General features: G+C 74.4%; 19 protein-coding genes. 5 read left to right on the top strand and 14 right to left on the bottom strand.

The features are described 5' to 3' along the window. Positions 1-165: 165 nt before the first annotated feature. Entirely contained in the window at positions 166-1,425 is a 1,260-nt protein-coding gene (locus GBN72_RS27465) for a DUF5685 family protein (RefSeq protein ID WP_151774640.1), read from the bottom strand. Between the two features lie 330 nt (positions 1,426-1,755). Here GBN72_RS27465 and GBN72_RS27460 point away from each other — a divergent pair, with 330 nt between their 5' ends. Beyond that, on the top strand, positions 1,756-2,196 hold the full coding sequence (locus tag GBN72_RS27460) for a cell division protein SepF (RefSeq protein ID WP_151774639.1): 441 nt from the start codon (positions 1,756-1,758) through the stop codon (positions 2,194-2,196). A gap of 132 nt (positions 2,197-2,328) precedes the next feature. Here the strand turns inward: GBN72_RS27460 and GBN72_RS27455 are convergent, their stop codons facing one another. Then, entirely contained in the window at positions 2,329-4,062 is a 1,734-nt protein-coding gene (locus GBN72_RS27455; protein WP_151774638.1) for an MFS transporter, read from the bottom strand. A 220-nt stretch (positions 4,063-4,282) separates the two neighbouring features. Between GBN72_RS27455 and GBN72_RS27450 the strand changes: the two genes are divergently transcribed. Both GBN72_RS27450 and GBN72_RS27445 read left to right on the top strand, forming a co-directional pair. After that, a complete protein-coding gene (locus GBN72_RS27450; RefSeq protein ID WP_439959824.1) occupies positions 4,283-5,539 on the top strand; it encodes a putative hexosyltransferase in 1,257 nt (418 codons plus the stop codon). A 211-nt stretch (positions 5,540-5,750) separates the two neighbouring features. After that, positions 5,751-6,767 (top strand): phosphatase PAP2 family protein, encoded by a 1,017-nt coding sequence (locus tag GBN72_RS27445; protein ID WP_151774637.1) that lies wholly within the window; start codon positions 5,751-5,753, stop codon positions 6,765-6,767. A 206-nt stretch (positions 6,768-6,973) separates the two neighbouring features. On the opposite strand, the gene GBN72_RS27440 is transcribed toward GBN72_RS27445, so the two are convergent. Together GBN72_RS27440 and GBN72_RS27435 are read right to left on the bottom strand one after the other, a co-directional pair. Continuing rightward, positions 6,974-7,189: an I78 family peptidase inhibitor gene (locus GBN72_RS27440; RefSeq protein WP_151774636.1), complete on the bottom strand. Its 216-nt coding sequence runs from the start codon at positions 7,187-7,189 to the stop codon at positions 6,974-6,976. 292 nt (positions 7,190-7,481) lie between these two features. Beyond that, positions 7,482-8,159 (bottom strand): LysM peptidoglycan-binding domain-containing protein, encoded by a 678-nt coding sequence (locus tag GBN72_RS27435; RefSeq protein ID WP_246212955.1) that lies wholly within the window; start codon positions 8,157-8,159, stop codon positions 7,482-7,484. A gap of 329 nt (positions 8,160-8,488) precedes the next feature. Between GBN72_RS27435 and GBN72_RS27430 the strand changes: the two genes are divergently transcribed. Next, positions 8,489-9,307 (top strand): DUF8842 C-terminal domain-containing protein, encoded by an 819-nt coding sequence (locus GBN72_RS27430; protein ID WP_151774635.1) that lies wholly within the window; start codon positions 8,489-8,491, stop codon positions 9,305-9,307. A 167-nt stretch (positions 9,308-9,474) separates the two neighbouring features. Beyond that, complete coding sequence (locus GBN72_RS27425; protein ID WP_151774634.1) at positions 9,475-9,960, top strand: hypothetical protein; 486 nt, start codon at positions 9,475-9,477, stop codon at positions 9,958-9,960. A gap of 154 nt (positions 9,961-10,114) precedes the next feature. On the opposite strand, the gene der is transcribed toward GBN72_RS27425, so the two are convergent. The 10 genes from der to GBN72_RS27375 form a co-directional block, all read right to left on the bottom strand. Continuing rightward, the gene (gene der, locus GBN72_RS27420) at positions 10,115-11,590 is read right to left on the bottom strand and encodes a ribosome biogenesis GTPase Der (protein ID WP_151774633.1); all 1,476 of its coding nucleotides are present in this window, start codon (positions 11,588-11,590) and stop codon (positions 10,115-10,117) included. A gap of 60 nt (positions 11,591-11,650) precedes the next feature. Further along, a complete protein-coding gene (locus tag GBN72_RS27415; protein ID WP_174887218.1) occupies positions 11,651-12,376 on the bottom strand; it encodes a lysophospholipid acyltransferase family protein in 726 nt (241 codons plus the stop codon). Next, positions 12,334-13,026: a (d)CMP kinase gene (gene cmk, locus GBN72_RS27410; protein ID WP_151774632.1), complete on the bottom strand. Its 693-nt coding sequence runs from the start codon at positions 13,024-13,026 to the stop codon at positions 12,334-12,336. Before cmk ends, GBN72_RS27415 begins: the two co-directional genes overlap by 43 nt. A 134-nt stretch (positions 13,027-13,160) precedes the next feature. Next, on the bottom strand, positions 13,161-14,246 hold the full coding sequence (locus tag GBN72_RS27405; protein WP_151774631.1) for a prephenate dehydrogenase: 1,086 nt from the start codon (positions 14,244-14,246) through the stop codon (positions 13,161-13,163). A gap of 320 nt (positions 14,247-14,566) precedes the next feature. Then, complete coding sequence (locus GBN72_RS27400) at positions 14,567-15,580, bottom strand: ADP-ribosylglycohydrolase family protein (protein WP_151774630.1); 1,014 nt, start codon at positions 15,578-15,580, stop codon at positions 14,567-14,569. Between the two features lie 61 nt (positions 15,581-15,641). Further along, a complete protein-coding gene (locus GBN72_RS27395) occupies positions 15,642-16,706 on the bottom strand; it encodes a pseudouridine synthase (protein WP_151774629.1) in 1,065 nt (354 codons plus the stop codon). Continuing rightward, positions 16,706-17,389, bottom strand: a complete 684-nt coding sequence (gene scpB, locus GBN72_RS27390; protein WP_151774628.1) for an SMC-Scp complex subunit ScpB — start codon at positions 17,387-17,389, stop codon at positions 16,706-16,708. The genes GBN72_RS27395 and scpB overlap by 1 nt, the downstream gene beginning before the upstream one ends. After that, positions 17,386-18,672, bottom strand: coding sequence for a segregation and condensation protein A (locus tag GBN72_RS27385; RefSeq protein WP_151774627.1), 1,287 nt, complete (start codon positions 18,670-18,672; stop codon positions 17,386-17,388). The genes scpB and GBN72_RS27385 overlap by 4 nt, the downstream gene beginning before the upstream one ends. 18 nt (positions 18,673-18,690) lie before the next feature. Beyond that, positions 18,691-19,248: a hypothetical protein gene (locus tag GBN72_RS27380; RefSeq protein WP_164540913.1), complete on the bottom strand. Its 558-nt coding sequence runs from the start codon at positions 19,246-19,248 to the stop codon at positions 18,691-18,693. Then, the gene (locus GBN72_RS27375; RefSeq protein ID WP_151774626.1) at positions 19,233-20,405 is read right to left on the bottom strand and encodes a ParA family protein; all 1,173 of its coding nucleotides are present in this window, start codon (positions 20,403-20,405) and stop codon (positions 19,233-19,235) included. The genes GBN72_RS27380 and GBN72_RS27375 overlap by 16 nt, the downstream gene beginning before the upstream one ends. Positions 20,406-20,721 lie beyond the last annotated feature (316 nt).

Here is a 20,721-nt window from a genome sequence, read left to right as displayed (position 1 = left end):
CCGACCCAACGACCCCGGTGGCCCTGGGTTACCGGGCCCACCGGGTTTTTATCCCATCGTGGCCGCCCCTCCGCGGAAAGCGCAGGTGGCCGCGCCCGCCCTGCCGGGGGCGCGGCGATCCACGGATGACGCTGCGTCACGTGCGTGTCAACACGCCTTGATGGATCAGCAGTTGCAGTCGCAGCCGCAGCCGTCGCACCCTCCGCCGTCTCCGCCTTCCCCACCACAGCAGTTGCAGCAGTTGCAGCACTCGCAGCAGCTGCAGTCGCACTGGCCGCACCAGCCTTCGCGGCGTTGGCGTGACCACGGGCCCTCGAACTCGTCGGCGCAGCACACCTGGCAGGTGCACAGCAGACCGACAGCGGCCGCGCAGCCCGCCCAGAAGCCGCGTCCCTGCCGGTGCGGCGGCCTCCCGCCGGCCGGGTCACCGGGTCCGAACGGGCCCTGCGGCCCGGGCGGCGTGTACGGGCCGTACGGGCCCTGGGGCTGCTGCGGGGTCTGCGGCGGACCGTAGGGCCCCCGGGGCGGACCGTACCCCTCGGCCCCGCCCGGCGCGGTGTGCGCGCAGGCCGGGGAGCCGAAGGCGCGGTCGACGGAGCGCTCCAGTTCGTGGGCGAGCAGCCGGTGGACGAGCCGTCCGTCGGTGAACTCGGCGTCGCGCAGGGCGAGGCGTACACCGCGCAGCGCGTCGTCGGCCAGGCGGCGGGCGTCCTCGCGCGAGGTGCCGGTGGCGGTGAGCGGGTTCCAGGCGCCCGAGGCGGCGTCGGCCGCCTGGTCCTCCACGGCGTCCAGCAGGTGGGCCAGCCGCCCGAAGAGCCGGCCGGCCTCGGCCAGCGGAGCCGCGTTGGCGGGGCGTCCGGCCAGCGCGGCGGTATGGGCGAAGGCGGCGGCGGTGGCCGTCTCGGTGGGCTCGGTGACGGTGAGGATCGGTGTGCCGGGCCCGGCCAGGCGCTCCAGTCCGGCCTGCCGGTCCACGGCGTCCAGGAGCACCGCGGTGTCGAAGCCGATCGTGGAGGCCGTGCGGGACCCCGCGGCGCTCCAGTTGGCGGCGACCCGGCGGGCGGCGAGGGCCACCGGGCGGCGGGCGAGCAGGCCGTCGCCGTCGGCCATGTGGTCGCGCACCTTGGCCGCGGCCAGCACCAGCGAGACGGCCGCGGCGAGCCGGGCCCCCTCGCCCTGCGCCACCGAGGCGGTGCGCATCCCGCGCAGCGGGCAGGGGCCGGCGGTGCGCCGCCCGCCCTCCGGGCGCGCCGCCTGAGCCTCCGTCAGCACGGATATCAGCAGGCCGTCGTAGTTCGTCACGACGCGGGCGAACTGGCCGTGGTCCCCGCGCAGGGCCAGGCACAGACCGCACAGGTGCGCCATCCACTCCGCGGCGAGCCGCTCCCCGAGCCGGTGACGGCAGGGCCTGACCATTCCGAACATCGTGACTCCCCCTCAGACGCCCGCCGCCGACGTGGCGCGGGTCTCCTGCGCCCCCTGTATCTGCGGGCGACTTCGGAGATCGTAATGGGGTAGGTGGTTCACCCGGAGGCACCACAACTCACTCGTTCGCCGCGAAGAATATTATTTCACTCCCAATCAGCACTCGTGTAGGACAAGTCCCTTGGGATACACGGACTCTGTACGTATCCACCGGGCACCGGTACCGTCACAACCCCCCTGCGCGGTGTCCGTCCACTTGGCACGATGTCCGACTCATGGACGACCATAGGGAAGCGGAAGCGAGAGAGACCGCAGCGAGAGGAGGCGTCCATGGGATCGGTGCGCAAGGCGAGTGCCTGGCTTGGCCTCGTCGACGACAGCGATGACGAGCGCTACTACGAAGACGACGACTACGCCGAGGGCCCGGAGTCCGAGGACGCCTGGGTCACCGACCCGCGGGTGAAGGTCGCGGCCGAGCCGGCCGAGGCCAGAGGCCGGCGGATCGGCACCATCACCCCCGACAGCTTCCGGGACGCCCGCGCCATCGGCGAGCTCTTCCGCGAGGGCGTGCCGGTGGTCATGAACCTCACCGCGATGGACGCCACGGACGCCAAGCGGGTGGTGGACTTCGCGGCCGGCCTGATCTTCGGCCTGCGCGGCTCCATCGAGCGCGTGGCCAACCGGGTCTTCCTCCTCACGCCCGCCAACACGGAGATCGTCAGCGGCGAGGCCGCCCCGGGCTCCCGGGACGCCTTCTTCAACCAGAGCTGAGGCAGGGCCGCTCACCGGCGGGCCGGGGCCGGGAACCGGTGAGCGCCCTGCTCCGTTCCCGCCCCGGGCGCGAGCACGGCGGTTCCGCCGGGCCGGCTCCCGACCGAGTTGCGCCGGGCCGGCTCCCCGCCGTCAGGCCGAGACCCTCGGCCGCCGCGCAGCCGACCCCTTGCTCTTCTTCTCCGGGGGCGACGGCACCCTGGCCTCCGCCTCCCGGACGGCCCCGGCGTCCTCGCCGAGGTGACCGTCGCGGCCGAGGTGACCGTCGCGGTCCGGGTGGTCGTCGCGGAGGTGCTCGTCGCGGTCCAGGTGGTCGTCGCGCATCTCCCGCGGCAGGCGCAGCGCCGCCACCGCCCCCAGCAGCAGCAGCCCGGCGCTGACCACCAGCGTCACGTGCAGGCCGTGCACGAAGGCGTCCCGCGCCGCCGTCCGCAGGGTCTCCCCCACCGCGCCGCCGAGCCCGTGCGCGACTTCGTAGGCCTCCCCGATGGAGTGTCCGGCCGCCGTCGAGGCCTGTCCCGGCACGCCCGGCACCGACGTCACCCCCGGCGCGTAGGCCGCGTTCATCACGCTGCCCAGCAGGGCGATCCCCAGCCCTGCGCCGAGCTGGTAGGAGGTCTCGCCGATGGCCGCCGCGCCGCCGGCCTCCCGTTCGGGCGCCTCGCTCAGCATCGACTCGTACGCCCCGAAGAGCGTCGTCTCCAGTCCGAGTCCCAGCAGCACGAAGCCGCACAGCAGCAGCACCGGGTTGTCCTCGGCCCCCATCGGCAGGAGCGTCAGCACGGCCGCCGCGGTGAGCGCGAAACCGGCCGCCACCATGATCCGCGGTCCCAGGGAGCGCAGCAGCCGCGCCCCGGCGAGGCCCGCCGCCATGGCGGCGAGCGTCAGCGGGAGCATCCGCAGCCCGGTCTCCAGCGGGGAGAGTCCCAGCACCAGCTGGAGGTACTGCGCCGCGATGAGCTCGAGGCCCACCAGCGCCAGCATCGCCAGCACGATGCAGCCGATGGATGTCCCGAAGGCCGGCCGTGCGAACAGCCGCATGTCGATCAGCGGGTGCTCGCGCCGCCGCTGCCGCCGCGCGAACAGCACCAGCAGCAGCACGCCCCCCACCAGCGGGCCCCAGGTCAGCGGCGACTCGGGCGAGACGCCGCCGCCCAGCCGCTTGACGCCGTAGACCGCGCCGAAGAGGCCGGCCGCCGCGGTGAGGGCGCCCATGACGTCCCACGGGCCCTGGCGGTCGCCCCGCGACTCCGGCAGCAGCAGCCGTCCGACCGGCAGGGCGACCAGCATCAGCGGGATGTTGATCAGGAAGACCGACCCCCACCAGAACCGCTCCAGGAGGAAGCCGCCGAGCAGCGGTCCGATCGCCGCGCCCACCGCGGCGACCGCGCTCCATACGCCGATGGCGAGCGCCCGCTCCCTCCGGTCCGGGAAGACCTGGCGGAGCACGGACAGGGTGGCGGGCATGATCATCGCGCCGCCGACGCCGAGCAGCGCGCGCGCCGCGATCAGCACCTGCGCGCTGTCGGCGCAGGCCGCGACGCCGGAGGCCACGCCGAACAGCGCGTAGCCGAGGAGCAGGATCCGCCGGCGTCCCACCCGGTCGCCCAGGGTGCCGAAGAGGATCAGCAACGAGGCGCAGACCAGCGGATAGACGTCCACGGTCCACAGCAGTTCGGTGGCGCTCGGCCTGAGGTCCTCGGTGACCGCGGGCACCGCGACGTGGAGCACGGTGGCGTCCACCGCGACGAGCAGCAGGCTGACGCAGAGGACCACGAGGACGAGCCAGCGGTTGGCGCCGGCCCCGGCCGCCCGGCGGGCACGGCGCATCGTGGCGTCCGTGCCGGACGCGGTCGGTCCGGACATGTGCGTACCTCCCAGAATTGCTCGCGTCCGGCGGCCCCCTGGGCCGTTCGACCGGCCCACTCGACGAAGACGAGTGGTTCGCCAGCGTACGCGAGTTCGCGCCGGTGACATGTGGTGGAGTTCTCACCCCGGCGCGGGCCGGTTGTGGCGTGCGCCACTGCCATGGGCATGTTCAACGGCAACGGCCGGACGGGGGCCCGCCGCGGCCGATAATCGGGCCGTGACCGATCTCGACACGCACGCCGCGCGTCCGGCGGCCGGGCGGGGACGTGCCGTCGGGGCGGCCGCCGCCCTGCGCCGTGCGGCGCCGGCCCTCGCCGGGTACGCCGCCGTCCGCCTGCTGGGGCTGGCGGGGCTCGCCCTGTGGGCCGCCGCGCGCGGCACCGACCCCCTGGTACGGCTCACCGCGCGCTGGGACTCGCTCTGGTACGCGCGGATCGCGGAGTCGGGCTACGGCTACACGGTCCGCCTGCCGAACGGGGACGTGCACGCGGACCTCGCCTTCTTCCCCCTGCTGCCGTGGCTGGAGCGCGGCGTCGCGGCGGTGAGCCCGCTGTCGTACGCGCACGCCGGCCTCCTGGTGAGCGTGGTGGCCTCGCTCGCCGCGGCCTGGGGGATCTTCGCCGTCACCGATCTGATGCTGGGCCGCCGGGCCGGGGTGTGCGCCGCGGTGCTGTGGGCGGCGCTGCCGGTGGGGATCGTGCAGTCGATGGCGTACAGCGAGTCGCTGTTCACCGCACTGGCCGCCTGGTCGCTGTACGCGGTGCTGACCGGACGCTGGCCGCTCGCGGGCGGGCTGGCGCTGCTGGCCGGGCTGACCCGCCCGGTCGGCCTGGCCGTCGCGGCGGCGGTCTGGGCGGGGGCGGTTGCCTCCTTCGTGCGGCAGCGGAGCGCGTCCGCGGCGGACGGCGCGCGGAATGGGCCGCGAGACCCGCACGCCGCGCACGCCGGGATCGTGCGCTCCCCGAGGGGCGCGAGTCCCTGGCCGCGCGCCCTGGGGATGCTGCTGGCGCCGCTGGGGGCGGCCGGCTACGTGCTCTGGGTGGGCCACCGCACCGGGCAGGGGCCCTTCGGCTACCTGGACGTCCAGGCCGGCTGGCGCAACGGCTTCGACGGCGGAGTCGCCTTCGCCCGCTTCGTGGCCGGCCTCTTCGTCTCGGTCCCCGGCGCGCTGGCCGGCACGGCGCTGATCGCCGGGGTGCTCCTGGTGGGGTGGCTGCTCCTGGCCGGGGTCCGCGCCCGGCTGCCCCTGCCGCTGCTGCTCTACGGCGGCCTGGTCGCCCTGCTGGCCCTCTGCGCGTCGAGCTACTTCGGGTCCAAGCCGCGCCTGCTGGTCCCCGCCTTCCCGCTGCTGCTGCCGGTCGCCGCCGCGGCGGCGCGGGCCCGGCCGGTCCTGGCCCACACGTTCCTGGGTCTTGCGGCGGCGGTCTCGGCGGTCTACGGCGGGCTCTGGCTGACCGGCTCCGGGCCGCCGTGAATTGCGTTCCGCCGCACCGGCCGGAAATGAATTGGCCAACCGGATCCCTTTCCCCGGAAAGCGCGTCCAATTCTCCCGCAACACAACGGGAAACGGCGGGCCGGTGAATTCCCGGACAAGCGGTGGTGTGAGAGGAACCCCACATCACATGGTCATCACAAAGCCCTTGATCCGTCCGGGTCGTGCTCTCACCCGCTGTAACGTCGATTGGGTGCGTACCGAACGAAGCCTCACCCGTCTGGACCGGGTGTTCGCGCGGCTGGACCGGGAGCCCGAGCGGCCGGTCCAACTCGGCATGCCCCGGATGAGCCGTCACCGGTACGCACTGGTCGCCGCCTGCCTGGGCTGCTACGCGGCCGTCGTGTGGGCCGTGATCACCACGTCCTGGCTGGTCCGCCTGGACTGGCAGGTCATGTTCTTCCGCCCCTACCAGCAGTGGCCCGAGATCCACGCCTGGCTCGACTACTACGTCGTCCTGGGCCAGCGCGGCCCCACGGCGGTGATGGTGGCGGCCTGGCTGGGCTGGCGCTCCTGGCGCCAGCACACCCTCCGCCCGCTGATCACCTTCGCCATCGCCCTGCTGCTCCTGAACGTCACCGTCGGCGCCGCCAAGATCGGCATGGGCCGTCTGGGGCCGCACTACGCCACGACCATAGGCTCGAACGAGATGTGGCTCGGCGGGGACATCTTCCCGAGCGGTCACACCGCGAACGCGGTCGTGACCTGGGGCATACTCGCCTACCTGGCCTCCGGTCCGGGTGCCCGGCGCTGGCTCTCCGCGCTCTCGGCGGTGATGTCCCTGGGCGTCGGCCTGACCACCGTCTACCTCGGGACCCACTGGCTGAGCGACGTGCTGCTGGGCTGGGTGGCCGGTGTCCTCGTCCTGCTGGCGCTGCCCCTGTTCGAGCCGCTGGGCGCCCGCGCCGAACGGTGGCTGCTGGACCTGCGCGACACGGTGTGGGACCGGCTGGTCCGCCGCTTCGGCAAGGACCACGCCTCCGTCCCGGTGACCGGCACCTCCGGCGGCCTGGCTCCCCTGGTCCGCCGCCCCGTCGCTGCGGGCGGCGACTCGGGCCGGCGCTCCCGGCGACCGATGCTGCTGCCCTCCGGCCCGCACGCCGTGCGCCCGGAGCGGGGACCGGGGGCCGCGCCGGCCGGCGGCAGCCGTCCGCCGCACACGGAGGCGCCGGGCCGTTCCAAGCCGTCCTCCGCCCGTCCGGTCGCCTGAGGGGCCGGGCCCGGCCCGATGCCGCCCGAGCGGCCCGCCCCGGCCCCTTGTCGCCTGCGCGGCCTCGCCCGACCCGGCGGCCGGGAGTGGCCCGGGAGACCCGCCGAGGGACCGGGAGACCGGGAGATGCCTCGGGCCCCCTCCGGGCCCGCCCACGAACACACTCGAGGCCCCGCTCCTCCGGGAGCGGGGCCTCGGCCGTGTCCTCAGCCCTTCCAGCAGCGGACCACCCGCCCCCCGTCGACCTCGAAGTTCAGCCGGCCGACGCGGTACTCGAGCGTGATGATCGCGCCGGGCGGCAGCCTGCGGACCGTGGACCAACCGCGTCCGCCGGCGCGCCGTTCGGCCTCCTCGGCGTCCATGCCGACATAGGCGTCGGTGGAGTCCTGGGGCTCCTCGTCCGGAGTGGGAATCGATGCCATGTCCGCCACGCTAGGCGGTGGGCACCCGCTCGGGAAAGCCCGCCGCGGCCTTCGGCCGGATCGCGTCCTGTCACACTTCTGTCACGGATCCCCCATCGGCCACAGGGCCCGACCTGTCACCCGTTCGAGGGTTCCCGACGGGTATCAAACGCTTTTCCGGAGGCTTTTTCCGGACCTTTCGGAACTCGCCGTTCCGTAGCCCTCCGCATATCCGCCGGACCGTGCGCGGAATTTCCTCCGAAACCGTCCCGGCGGGGCTTCCGCGGTGTCGTGGAAAGGACCGTTCACCCTCTCACGCCTCTTCCAGCGGAGGTCCGAAGAGCTCATCGGCGCTCTTGGGCCCCGCGGCGGCGGGAAGCCTCAGGAAGGTCCCGGCGACCAGCCTGCCGGGATCGTCGCCGAGGAGGGAGCGGTTGAGCCCGTGCAGCGTCCGCCAGCCGCCCGTGACCCGGTACTTCCGGGCCAGCGCCGCCAGCGTCTCGCCGCGTTTCACCACGTGCATCCGGCCCTTGAGCCCGTAGCGCGCGGAACAGACCGGCCAGGCGCCCCAGCCCTGGGAGGCGAGCACCTTCTCGGCGACCAGGATCTGCTGCCGCTTCGTGGCCAGGTCGGCCCGGGCGGCGTGGGCAGGGCCGCCGAAGGCGACCCAGGTGGAGTGCTTGAACTGGAGGCCGCCGTAGAAGCCGTTGCCGGTGTTCACGTGCCACCGGCCGCTGCTCTCGCACTCGGCCACACACTCCCAGGGCCACTGGCCGGGCGGGCAGACCCGCGGGGCCCGCGCCGGGGGGCCGGGCGCGGGCTCAGGAGGGCGGGAGGGCGTGCACGACGTCAGAAGGGCCAGCACGGCCAGCAGGGCCGGCAGCGCCGGCACGGCGGCCGGGACGGCCGGCACGGCCAGGAGGGCGGGGCAGGTCGCGGAGGCGCCCGGCCCGGCCGTCCGCGACCGCCTGATGAGCGACACACGGGGCACCGGGCCAGGCTAGGCCGCCCCCGGCCCGCCGCCCGGCCGCGCCGCGCGCCGCGGACCGCCCCTCACCCGTCCGGCCCACACCTCCCCGGTTCCGCGGTAGTGCCCCGGCCCGCGCCTCCCCGGTTACGCGGTAGCGCCACGGCCCGCCCGTCCCCGCCGCGGAACGCCCTCCGGGGCACGCCACGGCGCGGCGGTCGCGGCCCGGATTCGGATTCCCGTTCGCCGTCGGCCGTTACCCCCGCACCGCGCGGCCCGTTGTTCTCACAGTGAGCCGGAATGTCCGGCCCGTTTCCGTCCACCCACCCATGTCCTTCCCTAGGGAGCCACCCGTGCCGCGCATGCTCGATGTCAGCGATGACGTACGCGCCGAGATCGGTGACGAAGAGGCCGACCGGCTGCTTGCCGGAGACAACGCGCCCGGCAGTTACGACTGCACCTCCTGCCGCACCCCGGGCGACACCGACCAGGAGCACACCAGCACCGTCCTGTTCGTCGGCGACGAGACCGCCGTGCTGGCCTTCGCCCACGCCGGCTGCCTGCCGTCCCAGGTGGTGCGGGTGAGCGACGAGCAGTTGCAGGGCGCGGTCCGCCAGGCGGGCGTCGCGCAGGAGCCCGCCCCGGCCGCCACCGTCCCCGCCCCGTCGGCCGGCGACGGGGTCCGCAGGGCCGCGCCGGAGCAGGCCGTTCTCGGGGTGACCAGCGGCCTGGTCCTGATCAACGGCGAGCTGCACGCCGCGATCGTGGTCGAGCCCACCTCGGCCATCGCCCGGCCCGGCAACACCGGCCCCGGTGACGAGTTCCTGCCGCTGCTGATCGAGCAGGGCTTCCAGCTGGTGACGGACCTGAACCAGGCTCCCCCGGTGCTGCACGGCTGGTCGGTGCTGCTCGCCATGGGCCAGCTCCACGCGGTGCTCCAGCCGGGCGTGGGCGGCGGCGCCCCGGTCGCCTGGTGGCAGGCGCACCGGCCGCTGCAGGCCACCGACGGCTGGCGGACCGCGGCCAACAAGAACCAGCAGGTCCTGATGTTCGCGGCCCCGGTCGGCTCGATCGGCCGTCAGCCCCGCGAGGACCTGCTCCGCGGCGCCCTGGACCGCGCGGCGGCCAACGGCGTCCTGGTGGGTGCGGCACTGCCCCTCGCGGGCATCTGACGTCCTCCGCGGCACGGTCGTACGCCTGGGCGTGGCCCCGCCCGGCGTGCGCGGAGCGCGCGGACCTCCGGCGCGCACGCGCTGCGGTGGAACTTCACTCCCTCGGGTGACCTGCGAATTCCCGGCGCAGCCCGCATCCGTTGGGCTGCGGGGTCGTTTGTCGTTATGTGCACGCTTACGAAGTCTCCCGCCGTCAGCCTTTCCCGTCCGTTCCGTCCGCCCGCCCGGCCCACTCCGCGTACGGTCCGTCGGCGACGCCGATCTACGACGCCCTGATCGCCGAGTACGTGAGGTCCTTCCGTACCCTGCCGGGCGACCGCAGCGGCGAGGAGCGTCTCGCGTTCGGCGGTCCTTGGCGGTACGGGCACGGGAGCGGCGGCGGATTCACCGGCGGCTATTCCGCCGGGGCGTACGCCGCGCGGCACGCGTCGGAGCAGTCGGCGCCCTCCCCCTGGCAGCGGGTCGGCAGGCTGGCCACCGGCGGCGCGCGTCCCGAGCCGGAGCCGGAGCGGGGTGCGGAGCCGGCGCAGGGTTCCGCGGATCCCGCCGGTCCCGCCCCGGCCGTCTGGCAGTCCGTCCCGCACGGCGGGCGGGCGGGACGGCACACGGCCCCCCAGGTGGCGCTGCCACCGGCCCCCCGCGCGGCAGAGTGAGCGCCGGGCGGGCCCGCGCGGACGACGCGAAGGGCGGCTCCCCCTGAGGGGAGCCGCCCTTCGGGCGTCGTGACCGGTTCCGTCACCTGCGGGCCGCCCCGGCGTCCGGGACACCGGGGCGTCACCTCGTGACGGCGTCAGTCCACCGGCGTCGTCACTTCTTCTTGGCGCCGCGCTTCTCGCGGACCCGGACCGAGATGTGGATCGGGGTGCCTTCGAAGCCGAACTCCTCGCGCAGGCGGCGCTCGATGAACCGGCGGTAGCCGGCCTCGATGAAGCCGGAGGCGAAGAGCACGAACCGCGGCGGCTTGGTGCCCGCCTGGGTGCCGAAGAGGATGCGCGGCTGCTTGCCGCCCCGGACGGGGTGGGGGTGGGCGGCCACGAGTTCGCCGAGGAAGGCGTTGAGGCGGCCGGTGGGCACCCGGGTCTCCCAGCCGGCCAGCGCGGTCTCGATGGCCGGGACCAGCTTCTCCATGTGGCGGCCGGTCCGCGCGGAGACGTTGACCCGCGGCGCCCAGGCGACCTGGCCGAGCTCGGTGTCGATCTCGCGCTCGAGGTAGTAGCGGCGCTCCTCGTCGAGGGTGTCCCACTTGTTGAAGGCGAGTACCACGGCGCGGCCGGCCTCGACGGCCATGGTGACGATCCGCTGGTCCTGCACCGAGATGGACTCGGAGGCGTCGATCAGGATGACCGCGACCTCCGCCTTCTCGACGGCGGCGGCGGTGCGCAGCGAGGCGTAGTAGTCGGCGCCCTGCTGGAGGTGGACCCGCTTGCGGATGCCCGCCGTGTCGACGAACTTCCAGGTCACGCCGCCCAGCTCGATGAGTTCGTCGACCGGGTCGCGGGTGGTGCCGGCCAGCTCGTTGACGACGACCCGCTCCTCGCCCGCCACCTTGTTGAGCAGGGAGGACTTGCCGACGTTGGGGCGGCCGATCAGCGCGATGCGGCGGGGGCCGCCGACGGCGGTGCCGAAGGACTGCTCGGGCGCCTCGGGCAGCGCCTCCAGGACGGCGTCCAGCATGTCGCCGGTGCCGCGGCCGTGCAGCGCGGAGACGGGGTGGGGCTCGCCGAGGCCCAGGCTCCACAGGTAGGAGGCGTCGGCCTCGCCGCTGGGGCCGTCGACCTTGTTGGCGCACAGCACCACGGGCTTGCCGGCCTTGCGGAGCAGGCGGACGACGGCCTCGTCGGTGTCGGTGGGGCCGACCTTGGCGTCGACCACGAAGACGACCGCGTCGGCGGCGTCGATGGCGTACTCGGCCTGGGCGGCGACGGAGGCGTCGATGCCGAGGACGTCCTGCTCCCAGCCGCCGGTGTCGACGACCTTGAAGCGGCGGCCGGCCCACTCGGCCTCGTAGGTGACGCGGTCGCGGGTGACGCCGGGCTTGTCCTCGACGACCGCCTCGCGACGGCCGATGATGCGGTTCACCAGGGTGGACTTGCCGACGTTGGGGCGGCCGACGACGGCGAGGACGGGGAGCGGGCCGTGTCCGGCCGCGTCGATCGCGCCCTCGACCTCCTCGGCGTCGAAGCCCTCTTCCGCGGCGAGCTCCATGAACGCCGCGTACTCGGCGTCGCCAAGCGCCCCGTGCTCGTACTCGGCCGAGCCGTCGGGCTGGATCTGGTCGTTCATGAAGTCGGTACCTCGTTGCTCATCGAATGGTCGGTGGCGCGCCGCGCGGGGCGGGCGCCACTACTCAAGTGTGACCCGGCGTCCGGTCAGACGCCTGGCCTTTTCCAGGTGCGCGGCCAGTTGTTCCTGGATGCGTGCGGTCGCCTCGTCGAGCGCCGCGCGGGTGCGCCGCCCCGTGCCGTCGCCCGCGTCGAACGGGTCGCCGAAGACGACGTCGATGCGGTGGCGCAGCGGGGGCAGCCCGGATATGAGCCGTCCGCGCCGCTCCGCGCTGCCCAGCACGGCGACCGGCACGATCGGGGCGCCGGTGCGGACCGCGAAGTAGGCGAGGCCGGCCCGCAGCGAGGCGAAGTCGCCCTCGCCGCGGGTGCCCTCGGGGAAGATGCCGAGCACGCCGCCGGCGGCCAGCACGCCGAGGGCGTCGGTGACCGCGGTGCGGTCGGTGCCGGCCCGGTCGACCGCGACCTGGCCGATGCCCCGCAGGAAGGGGTCCAGCGGGCCGACGAACGCCTCCTTCTTGATGAGGAAGTGCGTCGGCCGGGGCGAGACGCCCATGACCATGGGGCCGTCGAGCATGTGGCTGTGGTTGACGGCGAGGATGGCCGCCCCGGTGGGCGGCACCTTGCCCGCGCCGAGCACGCGGGGGCGCCACAGACCGTTCATCAGGCCGACACCGATGCGCCGGCCGACCTCGGCCCCGCGGGGCGACGGCCCGCCGGTCCTGCCGGAGCCGGTCCCTCCGCTCACTCGGCGGCTCGCTTCTCCTCGACCAGGGTGACCACGCACTCGATGACCTGGGTGAGGGTCAGCTCGGTGGTGTCGACCTCGACGGCGTCGTCGGCCTTGGCCAGCGGGGACGTCTTGCGGCCGGAGTCGGCGGCGTCGCGCTTGAGCAGGGCCTCGCGGGTGGCGTTGACGTCGGCGCCCTTGAGCTCGCCGCTGCGGCGGGCCGCGCGGGCCTCCGGGGAGGCGGTCAGGAAGATCTTCAGGTCGGCGTCCGGGAGCACGGTGGTGCCGATGTCGCGGCCCTCGACGACGATGCCCTGCTCGGCCGAGGCGGCGATGGAGCGCTGCAGCTCGGTGATCCGGGTGCGCACCTCGGGCACGGCGGAGACCGCCGACACCTGGGAGGTGACCTCCTGGGTGCGGATCGGCCCGGCGACGTCGGTGCCGTCGACGTGGATCGTCGGGTTCAGCGGGTCGGTGCCCGAGACGATCTCCGGCTTGGACGCGGCGGCGGCGATCGCGGCCGGGTCGTCGACGTCGATCTCGTTGGTCACCATCCACCAGGTGATCGCCCGGTACTGGGCGCCGGTGTCCAGGTAGCTGAGGCCGAGCTGGGCGGCGACGGCCTTGGACGTGCTCGACTTGCCCGTGCCGGAGGGGCCGTCGATGGCGACGATCACTGCCGGTGCGGTACGGGCGGCGCTTTCCACGGTGGCGGACACCTTCCTGGGGCTGGGCGGTACTGACCGGGCGCGAACGCGCCCCGGACAAGGTTACCGGCCCCCGGGAGGTCACCCTCACGGGTGACCTGCCGCGCGGCTCCGCCCGTGGTGCGGCGGGCGGCTCAGGACCGGACGGCCCAGCCCCGCTCGCGCAGCGCCTGGGTGAGCGGGGAGGCGCCCTGGGGCTCCACCATGAGCTGCACGTGGCCCGCCTGCTGGCCGGTGGCGTGCTCGATCCGGACGTCCTCGATGTTGACGCCGGCCTGCTCGGCGTCGGCGAAGATCCGGGCGAGCTGGCCGGGCTGGTCGGTGATGAGCACCACGACGGCCTCGTAGACGCGGGGGGCGCTGCCGTGCTTGCCGGGGACCCGGGTCCGGCCGGCGTTCCCGCGGCGCAGCACGTCCTCGACGCCGCTCGTGCCCTCCTTGCGGGCGGTCTCGTCCTCGGACTGGAGCGCGCGGAGCGCCCGGACGGTCTCGTCCAGGTCGGCGGAGAGGTCGGCGAGCAGGTCGGCGACCGGGCCGGGGTTGGCGGAGAGGATGTCGATCCACATCCGCGGGTCGGAGGCGGCGATCCGGGTCACGTCCCTGATGCCGGGGCCGCAGAGGCGGACGGCGGACTCGTCGGCGTGCTCCAGGCGGGCGGCGACCATGCTGGCCATCAGGTGCGGCATGTGCGAGACGAGGGCGACGGCGCGGTCGTGGGCGTCGGCGTCCATCACGATCGGCACGGCGCGGCAGAACGACACGAGTTCCAGGGCGAGGTTGAGCACCTCGGTGTCGGTGCCGGGGGTGGGGGTGAGGACCCAGGGGCGGCCCTCGAAGAGGTCTCCGGTGGCGGCGAGGGGGCCGGACTTCTCCTTGCCGGACATGGGGTGGGTGCCGAGGTAGGCGGTGAGGTCCAGGCCCCTGGCCTCCAGCTCGCGGCGGGGTCCGCCCTTGACGCTGGCGACGTCCAGGTAGGCGCGGCCCAGGCCGCGGTCCATGGCGTCGGCGAGCGCGCCGGCCACGTGGGCGGGGGGCACGGCGACGATCACCAGGTCGACGGGGCCGTCGGGGGCGGCGTCGGTGCCGGCGCCGAGGGAGGCGGCTGTCCGCGCGCGGTCGGTGTCGTGGTCGTCCAGGTGGACGGTGACGCCGCGGGAGGTCAGCGAGAGGGCCGCCGACGTTCCGATCAGGCCTGCGCCGATCACCAGGGCGGTCCTCACGTGGTACTCCTCGCGGTCTCGGTCTTGCGTCTACGACGCCGCCCAGCCTATCCAGCGGCCCGGCCGCGCCGCCCCGCCGACCGCCCCGCGAGACGGGGGCCCGTCGCCTCCCCCGGGGCGGCCGGCGCCGCGACGCCGAGGACCTCAGCTCCCGCGGGTCCGCACCGGCCGGGCCCTCAGTCCTCGTGCGGGGCCCTCAGCCCCCGTGCGGGCCTGCGGGCCGGGCCCCTGGCCTGCGGGCCGGGCCGGTGCGGACCCGGCCCGTGCGGACCCGGCCCGCACGGTTCCCCGCGCCCCGTGACGGGACGCGGGTGCCCTGGTCACGCGTCCCAGAGCGCGCCCAGCGCCAGCAGCTCCTCGCGGTACTCGATCCGCTCCGCCCAGGCGGCGGGCCAGGCGTCGGCCCCGAGGTGCGCCCCCGCGAACGCCCCGGCCAGGCAGGCGATGGAGTCGGAGTCCCCCGCCGTGCACGCGGCCCGCCGCAGCGCCGTCACCGGCTCGTCGGGGAAGAGCAGGAAGCACAGCAGCCCCGTGGCCAGCGCCTCCTCCGCGATCCATCCCTCCCCGGTGACCAGGCACGGGTCGGTCTCGGGCGAGACGGACCCGGCCGCCGCCCGGACCCGCTCCAGCGCCGCGAGGCAGTCGTCCCAGCCCCGTCGGACGAAGCTCACCGGGTCGGGGTCCTGGGACCGCAGCCACAGGTCTCCCAGCCACCGCTCGTGGTAGACGTCCCGGTTGTCGAGCGCGTAGGACCGCAGCAGCCCCACCAGGGCCGTCGGGTCCGCGCCCTCGGCGAGCAGCCGCACCGCGTGCGCCGTGAGGTCGGAGGCGGCGAGCGCCGTCGGGTGGCCGTGGGTGAGGGCGGACTGCAGCTGCGCCGCGCCGGCCCGCTCCTCGTCGGTGAGCCCGGGGACGAGTCCCACCGGCGCGACCCGCATGTTGGCCCCGCACCCCTTGGAGTGGATCTGGGAGGCGTCCTGCCAGGCCAGGCCCTCCGCCGCGAGGAGCCCGCAGGCGGTGACACAGGTCCGCCCGGGCGCCCGGTTGTTCTCCGGGGACCGGTTCCACTCGACGAACTCCTCGCGGACCGGCCGCTCCATCCGCTTCGGCCCGAGCCGCCCACCCTCCATGGCCGTGCGCAGCCCCCGTCCGAGCGCCAGCGTCATCTGGGTGTCGTCGGTGACGAACGCCCGCTCCGGCAGGTCCATCTCCCGCCACGGCCCGAAGTTCTCGAGGATCCGGGGCACGCTGCTGAACTCGGTCGGAAAGCCGAGCGCGTCTCCCAGCGCCAGCCCGATCAGCGATCCGGTGGCGGCGTTCTTGGCCGTGGTCATGAAGGAACCCCCTTATGCGTCAGCTTGACGATAAGGGGGTTCGTCCCGCGGCACAAGGCGTTTAGAGCTCGACCTCGCGCATCAGCATGCCGACCTCGGTGTTGGACAGCCGCCGCAGCCAGCCGGACTTCTGGTCGCCCAGGGCGATCGGGCCGAAGGAGGTGCGGACCAGGCTCTCGACCGGGAACCCGGCCTCGGCCAGCATGCGCCGCACGATGTGCTTGCGGCCCTCGTGCAGGGTGACCTCGACCATGTAGTGCTTGCCGGTCTGCTCGACGACGCGGAAGTGGTCGGCGCGGGCGTACCCGTCCTCGAGCTGGATGCCGTCCTTGAGCTGCTTGCCCAGGTCACGCGGGATGGGGCCGATGATGTGCGCGAGGTAGACCTTCTGCACGCCGTACTTCGGGTGGGTCAGCCGGTGGGCCAGCTCGCCGTGGTTGGTGAGCAGGATGATGCCCTCGGTCTCGGTGTCCAGGCGCCCGACGTGGAAGAGCCGGGTCTCCCGGTTGGTGACGTAGTCGCCCAGACACTGGCGGCCTTCGGGGTCCTCCATGGTGGAGACCACACCGGCCGGCTTGTTGAGGGCGAAGAACTGGTACGACTGCGTGGCCACGGTCAGGCCGTCGACGCGGATCTCGTCCTTCTCGGGGTCGACGCGAAGGCCCTGCTCGAGGACGATCTCGCCGTTGACCTCGACGCGCGCCTGCTCGATCAGCTCCTCGCAGGCCCGGCGGGAGCCGTAGCCGGCGCGGGCCAGCACCTTCTGCAGGCGCTCGCCCTCCTGCTCGGCGCCGGGGAAGGCCTTGGGCAGCTTGACGTCCTTCCTGCCCGCGTACCGCTCCCGGTTGCGCTCCTCCATCCGCGCGTCGTACTCGCGGGAGGTGCCGGGCTGCGTGCGCCCGCCGCGGCCGCCCGCGCCGCCGCCCGGCTTCGCGCCGCGCGCGCCCGACGCGCCGCCGCGTCCGGCCTTCGGGCCGTCCTTGGTCGCCCCGGGACCCACGTCGTAGCGGCGCTCCTCGGGGCGGGGCTTGCGGGGGCGGCCCTGCCCCTGCTTCTGGTCCCTGTCGTTGCCGGCGCCGCGGTAGTTCCCGCGCCCGCCGCTCTTGCCGCTGCCGCTGCTTCGCATCAAAGTTCCGTCTGGTCGTCTGCGTCGTCTGCTCCCGGCGCATCGGGTGCGTCCGGGTCGAACGACGGAACCCCTTCCTGGCTCTCGGCCTCGATCGTCTCCGCCTCCGGGACGAAGGGGGCGAGCTCGGGGAGTTCGTCCAGACCGCGCAGGCCCATCCGCTCCAGGAAGTAGTTCGTCGTCCTGTACAGGATCGCACCTGTTTCGGGTTCCGTGCCCGCCTCCTCGACGAGACCCCGCTGGAGGAGGGTGCGCATCACGCCGTCGCAGTTCACTCCGCGCACCGCGGAGACCCGCGAGCGGCTCACCGGCTGGCGGTAGGCGACGACGGCCAGGGTCTCCAGCGCGGCCTGGGTGAGGCGGGCCGTCCGGCCGTCGAGGACCAGCGCCTCCACGGCGGCGGAGTACTCGGGCCGGGTGTAGAAGCGCCAGCCGCCGGCGACCTCGCGCAGCTCGAAGCCACGGCGCTGGGCGGCGTACTCGTCGGCCAGTGCGCGCAGGGCGTCGGCGACGGCGCGGCGTGGCCGCCGGAGCACCCTGGCGAGGTGTTCCTCGGCGGCGGGTTCGTCGACGACCATCAGCACGGCCTCCAGGGCGGGCTTGAGGTCCAGTGCCGCGACGGCGTCGTCCTGCGGGCCGTGCGGGCCGGCGGCGGTCTCCTCGGGGGTGCCGGCGGTGCTCATGCGCGCTCCTCCTTCGTCGTGTCGGCGGCCGGGCGGTCGAACTCGTCGGTGACGACCGGCCGGGGGCCGTCCTCGTCGCCGGTCCGGCGGACCAGCAGCTCGCCCAGGGCGGTCTCCTGCTCCAGCGCGACCGCCTTCTCCCGGTAGAGCTCCAGCAGGGCCAGGAAGCGGGCGACGACGGTGAGGGTGTCGTCGGTGTCCGCCACCAGGGCGCTGAAGGTGGTCTCGCCCAGTTCGCGCAGCCGGCTCAGCACGACGGCCGCCTGCTCCCGGACGCTCACCAGCGGGGCGTGGATGTGGTCGACGTACACCTGCGGCGGGGGCTTCGGCTGCATCGCCTTCACGGCCAGCCGGGCGAACCCCTCGGGGCCGATGCTGAGGACGACGTCCGGCAGCAGCTCGGCGTGGTGCGGTTCGAGGCCCACGGTGCGCGGGTGGCGGCGGGACTCGTCGTCCAGGCGGGCGCTGAAGATGTCGGCGATCCGCTTGTACGCGCGGTACTGCAGCAGGCGGGCGAAGAGCAGGTCGCGCGCCTCGAGGAGGGCGAGGTCTGCCTCGTCCTCCACCTCGGCCGCGGGGAGCAGCCGGGCCGCCTTCAGGTCGAGCAGGGTGGCCGCGACGACGAGGAACTCGGTGGTGCGGTCCAGGTCCCAGTCGTCGCCGCGGGAGCGGATGTGGGCCATGAACTCGTCGGTGACCTGGGAGAGGGCGACCTCGGTGACGTCCAGCTTGTGCCTGGAGATCAGCTGGAGGAGCAGGTCGAACGGGCCCTCGAAGTTGGTGAGCCGAACGGTGAACGTGTCCGGGTCCGCCGGTTCCCCGTCCACGGTGGCGGCCGTGCCGGCGGCGGGGCGCTCGGCGGCCTTCGCGAGGGCCTTCGCGGGGGCCTGCGGCGGGGCGTCCGCGGCGGCACCGGGCTCCGGGGCCGGGGCGGGAGGCACGGCGTGCGCGGGCGCGCGTTCCTCCGCGCGGGGCGGTTCCGCGGCCGGGGACGTGCCGGTGCGTGAGCGGGCCCCAGGGCCGTCGTGGGACCCGGGGCCGGACCCGGTGCCAGGCTCCGGGGCAGGGCCGGGCTCGGGAGCGGTGCCGGACTCCGGGGCGACGACGGGCTCGGGACCGGTGCCCGGCTCCGGGGCGGTGCCGGGCTCCGGGGCGGTGCCGGGCTCTGGGTCGCCGTGGGGCTCGGGAACGTCGTCCGGGGCAGGCACCGGGGCGGCCGGGGCCGGAGGGCGGCCGGGACCGCGGCCGAGGGGGCGTCTGCGGGCGGGAACGTTCGAGGTCATGGCCGTGGCAGGCTACCCCTACCGTCCGCGCAGCCGCCGCACCAGGATGCTCGCGTCCCCCCGGGACTCCAGATCGGCCAGGACCACCGCGACCGCCTCGCGGACGATGCGTCCGCGGTCCACGGCCAGCCCGTGCTCGCCCCGCAGGACGAGCCGGGCGTGCTCGAGGTCCATCAGCTCCTCGGCGGAGACGTACACGGTGATCTTCTCGTCGTGCCGCTCCCGCCCGCTGGGCCGGCGCGCGGGACGCCCCCGGCGCCGCGGCGTGACGCCCGAGGCCGCGGCGGCGGCGCCGTCCGTGCCCCCGGCCCGGCTGTGCGTCTCGCCCGGCTCCCCGGCTCCCGCCTCGGCGACGGCGTGCTCGGCGGCCTGCGCGTCGCCGGCCTGCGCGGGCACCGAGGGCGGCAGGCCCTCGGCGCCGTCCCGCGCGAGATCGTCCTCGGTGGCCGGCGCCGGCACCCGCGCCTCCGCGCGCTCGGTGGTGGCCTGGCGGCGCGGTGAGGAGGACTGGAGGCCGGAGCCCCCGGTGGTGCGGAACAACTCGTCGGCTCCGGGCAGACTCACTCGGCGTGACACCGGGCGAGCACCTCCCTGGCGAGCTGGCGGTAGGCGGCGGCGCCGACGGAGTTGGAGGCGTACGTGGTGATCGGCTCACCGGCCACGGTGGTCTCCGGGAACCGGACGGTCCGGCCGATCACCGTGTGGTAGACGTGGTCGTCGAACGCCTCGACCACGCGCGCCAGCACCTCCCGGCTGTGCACCGTGCGGGAGTCGTACATCGTGGCCAGGATCCCGTCGAGTTCCAGCTCCGGGTTGAGCCGTTCCTGGACCTTCTCGATGGTCTCGGTCAGCAGCGCCACACCGCGCAGCGCGAAGAACTCGCACTCCAGCGGCACGATCACCTTGTGGGCGGCCGTCAGCGCGTTGACCGTCAGCAGGCCCAGGGAGGGCTGACAGTCGATCACGATGTAGTCGTACTCGGACATCAGCGGCTTGAGCGCGCGCTGCAGCGTCGACTCGCGGGCGACCTCGGAGACCAGCTGGACCTCGGCCGCGGAGAGGTCGATGTTGCTCGGCAGCAGGTCCATGTTGGGGACCGCCGTCTTGAGCAGCACCTCGTCGGCCGCCATGCCCCGCTCCATGAGCAGGTTGTAGACGGTGAGGTCGAGCTCCATCGGGTTCACGCCCAGGCCGACCGAGAGCGCGCCCTGCGGGTCGAAGTCGACCAGCAGCACCCGCCGGCCGTACTCGGCCAGCGCCGCGCCCAGGTTGATGGTCGACGTCGTCTTGCCGACGCCGCCCTTCTGGTTGCACATCGCGATGATCTTCGCGGGGCCGTGGTCGGTCAGCGGCCCGGGGATCGGGAAGTACGGCAGGGGACGCCCGGTCGGGCCGATGCGCTCACGACGCTGGCGGGCGGCGTCGGGCGCGAGGGTGGCCGCGTACTCGGGGTCCGGCTCGTATTCGGCGTCGGGGTCGTAGAAGTGACCTTCGGGCAGTTCGTCGTATTCGGCGAAGTGGTGGGGCGCGCCACTTGCGTCGCCGGTCATGGCGTTCACGTGATGGGCATCCATGCTCTGGTGTGCTGTCGGAGCCAGGTGGGGGCGCTGGCTCTGGTGGGCTGCGAAGGTACGGACCGCGACGGAGCCGACAGCCTCGATTCCGGCGGGTCCGGTGCCCCCCGCAGGCGTTCCTGGCTGACCACCCCCGGGAGTAAATGTCGACTCATTCACAAGTCGTCTTACCTCCTTGGTGACCAGGAAACTTCTAGACAGGTCAGCGTGGCACCATGCCGACGATGGGCGACTCTATGGCGTGTCGGCCGTTCGCAGCAACACAATCCGCCGGACCCGGCCTGCCGTGTCCCTTCCGGACGTGCGTGTTGTCAAGGGCGTACGCGCGTCGCACGGCGCGATTCACCGGGGCACACAACGACCGAAATCCGACGTCGAGTTGACGGCCCGCGGCGTGCACCGCCCGTTCAGCGGGCCGCGAGGACGCCACCGGCCGGACCTGGTCGCCCAAGGTCCGGCCGGTTTCGCGGTGTTG

The organism is Streptomyces abyssomicinicus (assembly GCF_008974245.1).
In the GTDB taxonomy this organism is placed as follows: domain Bacteria; phylum Actinomycetota; class Actinomycetes; order Streptomycetales; family Streptomycetaceae; genus Streptomyces; species Streptomyces abyssomicinicus.
This window is presented reverse-complemented; position numbering and strand designations above follow the sequence as displayed.

Coding starts and splice junctions, on each gene's coding strand:
- GBN72_RS27465 (WP_151774640.1), bottom strand. CDS start 1,425: ATGTTCGGAATGGTCAGGCCCTGCCGTCACCGGCTCGGGGAGCGGCTC.
- GBN72_RS27460 (WP_151774639.1), top strand. CDS start 1,756: ATGGGATCGGTGCGCAAGGCGAGTGCCTGGCTTGGCCTCGTCGACGAC.
- GBN72_RS27455 (WP_151774638.1), bottom strand. CDS start 4,062: ATGTCCGGACCGACCGCGTCCGGCACGGACGCCACGATGCGCCGTGCC.
- GBN72_RS27440 (WP_151774636.1), bottom strand. CDS start 7,189: ATGGCATCGATTCCCACTCCGGACGAGGAGCCCCAGGACTCCACCGAC.
- der (WP_151774633.1), bottom strand. CDS start 11,590: ATGAACGACCAGATCCAGCCCGACGGCTCGGCCGAGTACGAGCACGGG.
- GBN72_RS27400 (WP_151774630.1), bottom strand. CDS start 15,580: ATGACCACGGCCAAGAACGCCGCCACCGGATCGCTGATCGGGCTGGCG.
- GBN72_RS27395 (WP_151774629.1), bottom strand. CDS start 16,706: ATGCGAAGCAGCGGCAGCGGCAAGAGCGGCGGGCGCGGGAACTACCGC.
- scpB (WP_151774628.1), bottom strand. CDS start 17,389: ATGAGCACCGCCGGCACCCCCGAGGAGACCGCCGCCGGCCCGCACGGC.
- GBN72_RS27385 (WP_151774627.1), bottom strand. CDS start 18,672: ATGACCTCGAACGTTCCCGCCCGCAGACGCCCCCTCGGCCGCGGTCCC.